The organism is Pseudomonas sp. GW821-FHT02A11 (genome assembly GCF_059421985.1).
This window is the reverse complement of record NZ_JBWKWB010000018.1, coordinates 56,378-67,990: the sequence shown is the minus strand read 5'-3', so window position 1 is coordinate 67,990 and position 11,613 is coordinate 56,378. Positions and strand designations below refer to the sequence as shown.

Annotated in this window: 9 protein-coding genes; 2 read left to right on the top strand and 7 right to left on the bottom strand. The window is 61.3% G+C overall.

Annotated features, from left to right (window positions below):
- The first annotated feature begins 87 nt into the window (after window positions 1-87).
- Both lptF and lptG read left to right on the top strand, forming a co-directional pair.
- The gene (lptF, locus tag AC07V9_RS21945) at window positions 88-1,206 is read left to right on the top strand and encodes an LPS export ABC transporter permease LptF (protein WP_495017737.1); all 1,119 of its coding nucleotides are present in this window, start codon (window positions 88-90) and stop codon (window positions 1,204-1,206) included.
- Entirely contained in the window at window positions 1,199-2,260 is a 1,062-nt protein-coding gene (gene lptG / locus AC07V9_RS21940) for an LPS export ABC transporter permease LptG (protein WP_495017736.1), read from the top strand. The genes lptF and lptG overlap by 8 nt, the downstream gene beginning before the upstream one ends.
- 50 nt (window positions 2,261-2,310) lie before the next feature.
- Here lptG and AC07V9_RS21935 read toward each other — a convergent pair whose 3' ends face one another.
- The 7 genes from AC07V9_RS21935 to gcsR all read right to left on the bottom strand — a co-directional run bounded on the left by AC07V9_RS21935 (window position 2,311) and on the right by gcsR (window position 11,385).
- The gene (locus tag AC07V9_RS21935) at window positions 2,311-2,799 is read right to left on the bottom strand and encodes an RDD family protein (protein ID WP_495017775.1); all 489 of its coding nucleotides are present in this window, start codon (window positions 2,797-2,799) and stop codon (window positions 2,311-2,313) included.
- Window positions 2,800-2,906: 107 nt separating this feature from the next.
- On the bottom strand, window positions 2,907-3,119 hold the full coding sequence (locus AC07V9_RS21930) for a cold-shock protein (RefSeq protein ID WP_007934683.1): 213 nt from the start codon (window positions 3,117-3,119) through the stop codon (window positions 2,907-2,909).
- A 392-nt stretch (window positions 3,120-3,511) separates the two neighbouring features.
- Entirely contained in the window at window positions 3,512-4,633 is a 1,122-nt protein-coding gene (gene gcvT, locus AC07V9_RS21925) for a glycine cleavage system aminomethyltransferase GcvT (RefSeq protein ID WP_495017735.1), read from the bottom strand.
- Window positions 4,634-4,705: 72 nt separating this feature from the next.
- A complete protein-coding gene (locus AC07V9_RS21920; RefSeq protein ID WP_495017734.1) occupies window positions 4,706-6,082 on the bottom strand; it encodes an L-serine ammonia-lyase in 1,377 nt (458 codons plus the stop codon).
- 149 nt (window positions 6,083-6,231) lie between these two features.
- On the bottom strand, window positions 6,232-9,090 hold the full coding sequence (gcvP, locus tag AC07V9_RS21915; RefSeq protein ID WP_495017733.1) for an aminomethyl-transferring glycine dehydrogenase: 2,859 nt from the start codon (window positions 9,088-9,090) through the stop codon (window positions 6,232-6,234).
- A gap of 10 nt (window positions 9,091-9,100) precedes the next feature.
- Entirely contained in the window at window positions 9,101-9,484 is a 384-nt protein-coding gene (gcvH, locus tag AC07V9_RS21910; RefSeq protein WP_495017732.1) for a glycine cleavage system protein GcvH, read from the bottom strand.
- 392 nt (window positions 9,485-9,876) lie between these two features.
- Window positions 9,877-11,385: a transcriptional regulator GcsR gene (gcsR, locus tag AC07V9_RS21905; RefSeq protein WP_495017731.1), complete on the bottom strand. Its 1,509-nt coding sequence runs from the start codon at window positions 11,383-11,385 to the stop codon at window positions 9,877-9,879.
- Window positions 11,386-11,613 lie beyond the last annotated feature (228 nt).

The window sequence follows — 11,613 nt, the reverse complement described above, 5'->3', positions numbered from 1 at the left end:
TTTTTCGAGGGTACGCAGTCGCGCGCGCCCTGATTGACCCATTTCCTTGTCAGGCTGCCTGAGCGTGACAACCCTGGAGTGTCTGGTTTGATTGTCTTCCGTTACCTGTCCCGAGAAGTGCTGGTTACCTTGAGCGCTGTGAGTGCCGTGCTGCTGGTAATCATCATGAGTGGTCGCTTCATCAAGTATCTGGCCCAGGCTGCCTCCGGTGCACTCGATCCGGGCGTGCTGTTTCTGATCATGGGCTTTCGTCTGCCGGGTTTCCTGCAGTTGATCCTGCCGCTGGGCCTGTTCCTGGGCATCCTGCTGGCGTACGGGCGGCTGTATCTGGAAAGCGAAATGACCGTACTGTCGGCCACCGGCATGAGCCAGCAGCGCCTGCTGTGGATGACCCTGGCGCCTGCCGCGCTGGTGTCGCTGCTGGTGGCCTGGCTGAGCTTCAGTCTGGCTCCGCAGGGCGCGACCCAGTTCCAGCTGCTGATCAACAAGCAGGATGCAATGACCGAATTCGACACCCTGGTGCCGGGGCGTTTCCAGCTGTTGCGTGACGGCAGCCGGGTGACCTACACCGAGACCATGACGGACGATCGCATCAACCTGGGTGGCGTGTTCATTTCCGAAAAGAAGCTGGACGAGAAAAAGGACCACGGCATCACCGTGCTGGTGGCCGAGAAGGGCAAGCAGGAAATCAGGCCGGACGGCTCTCGCTACCTGATCCTCAACAACGGTTATCGCTATGACGGCAACCCGGGTCAGGCCGATTACCGCGCGATCAAGTACGACACCTACGGTGCACTGCTGCCCAAGCCGGACATCAGCGACGAGATCACCGACCGTGACGCGATCCCGACCAGCGAGCTGTTCTCCGGCGAAGATTCCCTGCGCAACCGCGCCGAGCTGCAGTGGCGTACCTCGTTGCCGATTCTGGTGTTCATCGTGACGCTGATGGCCGTTCCGCTGTCGCGCGTCAACCCGCGTCAGGGCCGCTTCCTCAAGTTGCTGCCAGCCATTCTGCTGTACATGGCCTACCTCACCATCCTGATTGCCGCCCGTGGCGCCCTGGAGAAGGGCAAGATCCCGGCTGCGCTGGGCCTGTGGTGGGTGCACGCGATCTTCCTGATCATCGGGCTCGGATTACTTTACTGGGAGCCGTTGCGCTTGAAGATGGCGAGTCGCCGCAGTGTGTCGGAGGTGGCTCATGGTTAAGCTCGATCGCTACATCGGTAAAAGCGTGTTCATGGCGATCCTCGCCGTATTGGGCATCATCCTGGGGCTGGCGTCGCTGTTCGCCTTCATCGACGAAATGGCCGACATCAGCGACACCTACACCTTCTGGGACGCGGGCAGCTTCGTGGTCATGACCGCGCCGCGCCGCCTCTACGACATGCTGCCGATGGCGGCGCTGATCGGCTGCCTGATCGGCTTGGGCGCGCTTGCCAGCAGCAGTGAGCTGACCATCATGCGAGCGGCGGGTGTGTCCATCGGCCGTATCGTCTGGGCGGTGATGAAGCCGATGCTGGTGCTGATGGTCGCGGGCCTGTTGATCGGCGAGTACGTTGCGCCCGTCACCGAAGCGTCGGCTCAGGCCGCTCGCTCGCTGGCTCAGGGCACGGGCGACGCACAGAGCGCTCGTCATGGCCTGTGGCACCGCCAGGGGGATGAATTCATCCACATCAACACCGTGCAGCCCAATGGCCTGCTGTATGGCGTGACGCGCTATCGCTTCGACGATCAGCGCCACATGCTCAGCGCCAGTTTCGCCAAGCAGGCCAACTACAAGACCGATTACTGGGAGCTGAAAGACGTCTCCACCACGCTGTTCCATGAAGGCCGTACCGAAGTGGTAACTGCCCCGGACGAGCGTTGGAACATCTCCCTGAGCCCGCAGTTGTTGAGCACCGTGGTGTTGCCGCCGGAGTCGCTGTCGATGACCGGCCTCTACGGCTATGCGCATTATCTGGCAGATCAGGGCCTGGCCAATGGTCGCTATTGGCTGGCGTTCTACACCAAGATCCTGCAGCCGCTGGTGACCGTGGCTTTGGTGCTGATGGCCATCTCGTTCATCTTCGGCCCGCTGCGTTCGGTCACCTTGGGTCAGCGGGTTTTCACCGGGGTGCTGGTGGGCTTCACCTTCCGTATCGCGCAGGACCTGCTCGGCCCGTCGAGTCTGGTGTTCGGCTTCTCGCCGCTGTTCGCGGTGCTGGTGCCGGCCGGGATCTGCGCATTGGCAGGGATCTGGTTGTTGCGTCGCGCAGGTTGATCGTCAGACTGAATTGAAGAGGCCGACCTCAGGGTCGGCTTTTTTGTGGGCTATTTCTTCTGCTTCGGAATCCGCACCAATTGAGTTTCGGAGTACATGTCGTGCCAACTGCGCTTGTGCTTGTCGAACAGGCTCCAGAAGAAGCCTAGCCCGATACACAGCCACGATGCGATCGCCACGACAAAACGCAACAAGGCCTGCCACAGGCTGATGCCGGTGCCGTCCGGATTCTGCACACGAATGCCCCAAACCTGCATGCCCAGAGTCTGGCCGGCGTGGGTCCAGAACTTGGCGAAAAAGGCGAACAGGGCGAACAGCAGAATGGTGGAGAGTAGCGGATCGCCGTCCAGCGCCCCGGATTCGGAGAGCTGGCGCAGTCTTACCTCGCCGACAAAACCCATCCAGACGAGCTTGTAAATAAAGGTGGTGACCATCAACAGGGCAACGCACAGCAGGGCGTCATAGAAGATGGCAGCAAGGCGTCGCCCGAGGCCTGCAGGGGGGAAATCGCCTTGAGGGCGTAAGGCGTGCTTGGGCATAAGCGTTGTCTGCTTCAGGAACTTGGCTACAAGCTTAGGCAGTTTGCGCAATGGCAGGCATAAAAAAGCCCCTGATGTTGCCATCAGGGGCTTTTCGTTTTTGCGACTTAGCCTTCGGCTTGGACTTCGTCAGCTTGCATGCCTTTCTGGCCTTGCACTGCAACGAAAGTAACTTTCTGACCTTCTTTCAGGCTCTTGAAGCCGTTGCCCTGAATAGCGCGGAAGTGGACGAACAGATCCGGACCGCTCTCTGGAGTGATAAAACCAAAACCTTTCTCGTCGTTAAACCACTTAACGGTACCGCTCTGACGTTGAGACATTTTCTTATTCCTTGAAGCATAAATTAATGACAGCCCCTTTCACACGAAAGAGTACTGGGCTGGTTGCAGGAAGAAGAAACGTAGAGCGGGATGTAGCATTGCTTTTGGCGCTACTGCCCAGGTCACGATCCCAGCGACCCATGCAAACACAGTTGAGAAACTCTACGCTAACTCTCGCAGAAAAAACAAGCCCCGGATAAGCCCGGTTTCAGGGGCTTTCGGCCACTTTTTGAAAACTTTAACCAAGCGGCGGTGATCGATAGTTTTTACTGTTGAGTGCTGTTGGAAAGTGCAGTTTTCTGACAGTTTCGTTGCTGTTTCTCAAGCGCCAGACTGCGGCACGCGAAGAGCGTTCTGCACTGTTGCGGTGCCGCATTGTTTTGACGTCAAGGTCAGCCACGGAAGTAACGTGGCGCAACGAAAGGCATTTTACTCACGCGCATCGGGACTTTCTTGCCACGTACGATGGCAAACACCGGCGTTTCAAGTGCGGTGAATCCCGCGTCAACGTAGCCCATCGCCAGCGGTGCACCCAGGGTCGGACCAAAGCCTCCGCTGCACACGGTGCCAATGATCTGGTCATTACCGTCGACGATTTCAGCACCTTCGCGCACCGGCGTGCGCTCCTGCGGCAACAGGCCCACACGCTTGCGCGCTGCACCGCTTTGGTGCTGGGTGAACACTTGCTCGGCGCCCGGGAAACCACCGGCACGTGCGCCATCGGCACGACGCACCTTGGAAATGGCCCACAAAAGGCTGGCCTGAATCGGCGTCGTCTCGGTATTCATGTCGTGGCCATACAGGCACAAGCCGGCCTCAAGACGCAGCGAATCGCGGGCGCCGAGGCCAATCGGGGCGACTTCAGGCTCGGCCAGCAGGCGCCGTGCCAGGGATTCGGCTTGATCGGCAGGGACGGAAATTTCGTAACCGTCTTCGCCGGTGTAGCCCGATCGACTGATGTAGCAGTCGATGCCGTCGATGTTCGCGGTGGTGTACTGCATGAAGGTCATTTTGGCGACCTCCGGGGCCAGACGCGCCAGGGCCGTTACCGCCTGAGGGCCTTGCAGGGCCAGCAGGGCGCGCTCCTCGAACAGCGGCTGGATCTCGCATTGGTCGCCAATGTGCTTGCGCAGGTGCGCGAGGTCTTCGTTCTTGCAGGCGGCGTTGACCACCAGCATGAGCTGATCGTTGCCCAGATTGGCGACCATCAGGTCATCGAGGATGCCGCCGGTTTCGTTGGTGAACATCGCGTAGCGCTGCATGCCCACTGGCAGGTCGATGATGTCCACCGGAACCAGGGTTTCCAGGGCTCTAGCGGCGTTGGCGCCGGTCAGCAGAATCTGGCCCATGTGCGACACGTCGAACAGGCCGGCCTGATCGCGGGTGTGCAGGTGCTCTTTCATCACCCCGGCCGGGTATTGCACAGGCATGTCGTAGCCCGCGAACTCGACCATTTTCGCGCCCAGCTCACGGTGCAGGGCGTTGAGTGGGGTTTTCAGCAATTCTGTGGACATCGATGACTCCTTCAATGCATGTGCGGGCTCGTGGTGTCGATCGCACGCGGCCCGATGAAATGGTGGCTGGTATCAGCACTCGATAATGTTCACGGCCAGCCCGCCACGGGCTGTTTCCTTGTATTTGCTTTTCATGTCGGCGCCGGTCTGGCGCATGGTGCGAATGACTTTGTCCAGCGACACGAAGTGCTGGCCATCGCCGCGCAGGGCCATGCGCACGGCGTTGATCGCCTTCACCGAGCCCATGGCATTGCGTTCGATACAGGGCACCTGCACCAAGCCGCCGATGGGGTCGCAGGTCAGGCCCAGGTTGTGTTCCATGCCGATTTCGGCAGCGTTCTCGACCTGCTGCACGTTGCCACCCAGCACTTCGCAGAGCGCCCCGGCGGCCATCGAACAGGCGACACCGACTTCACCCTGACAGCCCACTTCGGCGCCGGAAATCGACGCGTTCTCTTTATAGAGGATGCCGATGGCCGCAGCAGTGAGCAGAAAACGCACCACGCCGTCCTCGTTGGCGCCGGTGATGAAGCGCATGTAGTAATGCAGCACAGCCGGAATGATCCCCGCCGCGCCATTGGTGGGCGCCGTGACAACACGCCCGCCGTTGGCGTTTTCCTCATTGACCGCCAGCGCGTACAGGTTGACCCAGTCCAGCACCGACAACGCATCGCGCAACGCGGCTTCCGGGTTCTTGCACAGCTGACGATGCAGGGCCGCCGCCCGACGCTTGACCTTTAATCCGCCCGGCAGAATGCCCTCGTTGCGGCAGCCCGCTTCGACGCAATCCTGCATCACCTGCCAGATCTTCAGCAGGCCCGCACGGGTTTCGGCTTCCGGGCGCCACGCGCCTTCGTTGGCCAGCATCACCTGGCTGATCGATAACCCGGTGCTCGCGCAGTGGGCCATCAACTCTTTGCCGGTCTTGAAGGGGTAGGGCAGCGCGGTGCTGTCTTCGACGATGCGATCGGCGCCGGCGGCGTCTTCATCGACCACGAATCCGCCACCGACCGAGTAGTACTCGCGGCTGCGAATCTGTAGGCCAGCGGCATCGAAGGCACGAAAAATCATGCCGTTGGGATGGTAGGCCAGGGGTTTGCGGATCATCGCCAGGTGCTGTTTTTCGATGAACTCAATGTCGTGCTCACCCAGCAGGTTGATGCGCCCGCTGCCGCGAATTCGCTGCAGGCGGTCGGCCACATGCTCGGTGTCGACGGTGTCCGGGTGCTCGCCTTCCAGTCCCAGCAGCACGGCTTTGTCGCTGCCGTGCCCTTTGCCGGTTGCGCCGAGTGAGCCATACAGCTCGACTCGCACGCTCGCGGTGTGGGAAAGCAGATCGTCACGACGCAGGCCTTCGGCGAACCGCGCCGCGGCACGCATCGGGCCCACGGTGTGGGAGCTTGAGGGGCCGATGCCGATCTTGAACAGGTCAAACACGCTCAGGGACATTGTCGCCTCCGAAGGGAAAGCAGCTATGAGCTTCAAGCTTCAAGCGGCAAGTAAAGAGCTGATCGGTTTCGGACTCCAGACCGCAAGCTACAAGAAAACGCTGAGCTGCTTTTTCTTGCGGCTTGCGGCTTGCAGCTCGAGGCTGTTTTTTACGCGTAATCTTCGATCGAAGGGCACGCGCAGACGAGGTTGCGGTCGCCGAACACGTTGTCGACGCGACCGACCGGTGGCCAGTATTTACCCTCAATCAGCGAGGCAACCGGGTACACGGCCTGCTCGCGGCTGTATGGGTGGCTCCACTCGCCAACCAGCTCCGCCGCCGTGTGCGGAGCGTTTTTCAGCGGGTTGTCCTCTTTGTCCAGTACGCCGCTTTCGACTGCGCGGATTTCCTCGCGGATCTTGATCATGGCGTCGCAGAAGCGGTCCAGCTCTTCTTTGGACTCGCTTTCGGTCGGTTCGATCATCAGCGTGCCCGCCACCGGGAACGACATGGTCGGGGCATGGAAGCCGAAGTCGATCAGGCGCTTGGCCACGTCGTCGACGCTGATGCCGCTGGTGTCTTTGAGCGGGCGCAGGTCGAGGATGCACTCGTGCGCCACCAGTCCGCTGCTGCCGGTGTACAGCACTGGGTAGTGCTCTTCCAGACGGCGGGAAATGTAGTTGGCGTTGAGGATCGCCAGCTGCGAAGCGCGTTTCAGGCCTTCGCCGCCCATCATGCGGATGTACATCCAGGTGATCGGCAGGATGCTGGCGCTGCCGAAAGGCGCCGCGCAGACCGCGCCTTCCTTGCGCTCCATCTTGCCGTGCCCCGGCAGGAACGGCGCCAGATGCGATTTCACGCCAATCGGGCCGACGCCCGGGCCGCCACCGCCGTGCGGGATGCAGAAGGTCTTGTGCAGGTTCAGGTGAGAAACGTCGCCGCCGAACTTGCCCGGTGCGCAGAGGCCGACCATCGCGTTCATGTTGGCGCCGTCGATGTAAACCTGGCCGCCGTTGTCGTGAATGATGCTGCAGATTTCGCGAATGCCTTCCTCGAACACGCCGTGGGTCGAGGGGTAGGTGATCATCAGTGCGGCGAGGTGATCGCGGTGCTCGATGGCCTTGGCGCGCAGGTCTTCGATGTCGACGTTGCCGCGCGCATCGCACGCAGTCACCACCACGCGCATGCCGGCCATGTTGGCGGTCGCAGGGTTGGTACCGTGGGCGGACGACGGAATCAGGCAGATGTCGCGACGCTCATCGCCACGGCTCTGGTGATAGGCGCGAATGGCCAACAGACCTGCGTACTCGCCCTGGGAGCCGGCGTTCGGCTGCAGCGAGATCGAATCGTAACCAGTGGCCGCGCAGAGCATGGCTTCCAGTTCGTCGGTCAGTTGCTGGTAGCCAGCGCTTTGCTCGGCCGGGGCGAACGGGTGCAGGTTGCCGAACTCGGCCCAGGTCACCGGGATCATTTCGCTGGCGGCGTTGAGCTTCATGGTGCACGAGCCCAGCGGGATCATGGTGCGGTCCAGCGCCAGGTCCTTGTCGGCCAGACGACGCAGGTAGCGCATCAGCTCGGTTTCGGAGTGATAGCGGTTGAAAACCGGGTGGCTGAGGATCGGCGACTGACGCTTCAGTTCAGCAGGCAGACATGCTTCGACGCTGCTGGCCAGAGCGGCGAAATCAGGCAGAGACTGGCCGTCGGCGGCGAACAGTTTCCACAGCACTTCAATGTCGGCTTGCTGAGTGGTTTCATCCAGCGACAGGCCCAGACGCTCGGTGTCCACTTCGCGCAGGTTGATCTGCTGCGCATGTGCCTTGGCGTGCAGTTCGGCGGTTTTCGCGCCGGTGTTCAGGGTGAAGCTGTCGAAGAAGAATGCTTGCTCGACGTTCAGACCCAGCTGGCTCAGGCCTTTGACGAAAATCGCGGTCAGGTGATGCACGCGGTTGGCGATGCGGGTCAGGCCGACCGGGCCGTGGTACACGGCGTACATGCTGGCGATGTTTGCCAGCAGCACCTGCGCGGTGCAGATGTTGCTGGTGGCCTTCTCGCGGCGGATGTGTTGCTCGCGGGTCTGCATGGCCAGACGCAGAGCGGTCTTGCCAAAGCGGTCGATGGACACGCCCACCAGACGGCCCGGCATGTCGCGCTTGTAGGCATCTTTAGTGGAGAAATACGCAGCGTGCGGGCCACCGAAACCCAGCGGCACGCCAAAACGTTGCGCGCTGCCGATGGCCACGTCAGCGCCGAACTCGCCCGGTGGGGTCAGCAGGGTCAGGGCCAGCAGGTCGGCGGCGACGGCCACCAGCGCGTTGGCGGCGTGGAAACGCTCGACCAATTCGCGGTAGTCGAACACATCGCCATTGCTCGCCGGGTACTGCAGCACAGCGCCGAAGAATTCGCTGACGTCGCCCAGTTGGCTTTCGTCAGCAACGACCACTTCGATCCCCAAGGGCTCGGCACGGGTGCGTAGCACGTCGAGGGTCTGCGGGTGGCAGTGGCTGGAGGCGAAGAATTTATGGCTGCCTTTGTTCTTGCTCAGGCGTTTGCAGAAGGTCATGGCTTCGGCAGCGGCGGTGGCTTCATCGAGCAGCGAGGCGTTGGCGATCGGCAGGCCAGTCAGGTCGCTGATCAGGGTCTGGAAGTTCAGCAGCGACTCCAGACGGCCCTGGGAAATCTCTGGCTGGTACGGCGTGTAGGCGGTGTACCAGGCCGGGTTTTCCAGCAAATTGCGCAGGATCGGCGCCGGCGTGTGGGTGTTGTAGTAGCCCTGGCCGATGTAGGTCTTGAACAGTTGGTTCTTGCTGGCGATGGCCTTGATGTCGGCCAATGCGTCGGCTTCGCTTTGGCCTGCGGACAGGCCCAGCACGCTGGTGCCCTTGATCGATTCCGGGATGACGCTGGCGCTCAGGGCTTGCAGCGAGTCGAAACCCAGGGTGGCGAGCATGGCGCTTTCGTCGTCGGCGCGTGGGCCGATGTGACGGGCGATGAATTCGTTGGCAGTGCTCAATTCGATGCGATCAGTCATTTCGCGCTCCTCAGGCTTCGGCGTTGGCTTTGATCAGGCGGTCGTAGGCGTCCTGATCCAGCAATTGGCCGACAGCGGCGGCGTCGGAAGGGATAAAACGGAAGAACCAGCCCTGGCCCATCGGGTCTTCGTTGACGAGCTCAGGTTTGGCATCCAGCGCCGGGTTGATCTCGACGACTTCGCCGTTCAATGGCATGTACACGCCGCTGGCGGCCTTGACCGACTCGACGGTGGCGGCTTCTGCGCCTCGGTCGTAAGACTGTAGCTCAGGCAGTTGAACGAAGACCACGTCACCCAGTGCGTCCTGCGCGAAAGCTGTGATGCCGACTGTGACGCTGCCGTCTGCTTCGGCGCGCAGCCACTCGTGATCTTCGGTAAAACGCAACTCGCTCATGGAAACTCCCCTGAATGAAAAAACCGCTCGTCATTGGCGCAAGCGTCATGGGGTAGGTGCATAGCAAGTTTGCGGCCAACCTTGCGCGAGGCCTGTAAATCAAGGGTTTCAGCGGTTTTCGAGTTTTGCCGGCAGGGGAGGCTGTAGCGAAATCGCTACAGATATTCCGAGTTTGAAAACCGTTGTGGGATCAAGGCCTTGTCGGATGGGGATATGTGAAGGTCGTAACGATATCGTTCCGATGTATCGAATTCGTTCCATGGTGCTGCGCGAGAGGTTGTGGGAGCCGGCTTGCTGGCGAAGGCGGCGTGTCATTCACTACTGAGTTGTCTGTAAATCTGCATTCGCCAGCAAGCCGGCTCCCACAGGATTCGCGGTGTCTGCCCAATGAGTCAGGTTTTGCCAGGAATCCCGTATTTGCGAAGCCGGTGGGCAATGGCCGTGTGAGACGTCTGCAAGCGTGTGGCGAGTTGCCGGGTCGAGGGGTAATGGCTGTAGAGCTTTTCCAGCAGCGATTTTTCGAAGTCTTCCACGGCAGCTTCCAGGCTGTCGATCTCGCCATCGTTTTCGCGCGCGACCGACGTACCGGCGATGTCCAGATCGCCGATGTCCACCAACGCGCTTTCGCAAATGGCTGCCGCGCGGAAGATCACGTTTTGCAATTGCCGTACATTGCCCGGCCAACGGTTGCCGAGCAGGGCGGGGTAGGTGCCGGCCGCGAGGCGGCAAACCGGGCGCTGGATCTGGGTGCAGGCCTGCTCCATGAAATAGCGCGCGAGCAGCAGGATGTCCTGACCCCGTTCGCGCAAGGGCGGGACTTCCAGGTTAAGCACGTTCAGGCGGTAGAAAAGGTCTTCGCGAAAGGTGCCCTCGGCCACCATTTTCTCCAGATTGCGGTGGGTCGCGCTGACGATGCGCACGTTGACCTGCACCTCTTTATCGCCACCGACGCGACGAAAGCTGCCGTCATTCAAAAAGCGCAGCAGTTTGGCTTGCAGGTAGGGCGACATTTCTCCGATTTCGTCGAGAAACACCGTGCCCTGGTTGGCCAGCTCCATCAGGCCCGGTTTGCCGCCGCGCTGCGCACCGGTGAATGCGCCGGGGGCGTAGCCGAACAGCTCGCTTTCGGCGAGGCTCTCGGGCAATGCCGCGCAGTTCAGCGCCAGAAAGGGCGCGCCGTTGCGTGTGCTGACCGCGTGGCAGGCGCGAGCCACCAGCTCTTTACCGGTGCCGGTTTCGCCCTGAATCAGCAGCGGGGCGTCCAATGCCGCGACCCGTTGTGCGCGAGCTTTGAGGGTGCGTATCGGCGTTGAATCGCCAAGCAGCGAATCGAAACCTTCCGCGTGATCGTGATGCAGTGCCGACAGGCGTTCACCGATGCGGCTGGGCAGGTACAGCGTCAGCAAAGCGCCAGCGTCGGTGATCGGCGTGGCGTCCAGCAGCAGCGCCTCGCCATTGAGGGTGACCTCGCGCAGCGGCAGACGAAAGCCGTTTTCCAGCAACGCGGTTTGCAGCGCCGGATCGGAAAATAGATCGCCCACAGACTCCCCCGACGGCTCGCGGCCATACAACGCGACCAACGCGGGGTTGGCCAGCAGCACGTGACCTGCGCTGTCCAGGGCCAGCACCGGGTCGGTCATGGCGGCGAGCAGGGCGTCGAGCTGCAGGTGTCGGCGTTGGCCGGGGAGGATATCGACGACGGTAATCGCCTCCACGCCACGCACCCGGAACAGCCGGTCCTTGAGTTCTTCAAGCAACTCATGGCTCAGGGTCGGGGCGTCGATGTAGACGTTGGGCGGCACCATTTCCACGGCATCCAGGTTCAGATTTCGCGCACCGAGAATCGCCAGGACTTCCTGAGTGATGCCGACGCGGTCGATGAACGTGACGTGGATACGCATGGGGTGCAGAGAGGTTCGGGCGAAAGACGGGGGCGATTATGCCAGTAAAGAGCATCACATCGTGCGGTCGAGATAGCTCCGCTGTATCTGCTGCATACGTACCTGTGGGAGCGAATTCATTCGCGAAGGATGCTACGGCTGAAAGAGCTGCGTCGGATGCGCCGCCCTCTCGCGAATGAATTAGCCCCCACAGGCAAGGCGCTTACCTCACCTGTTGCCGTTATACGC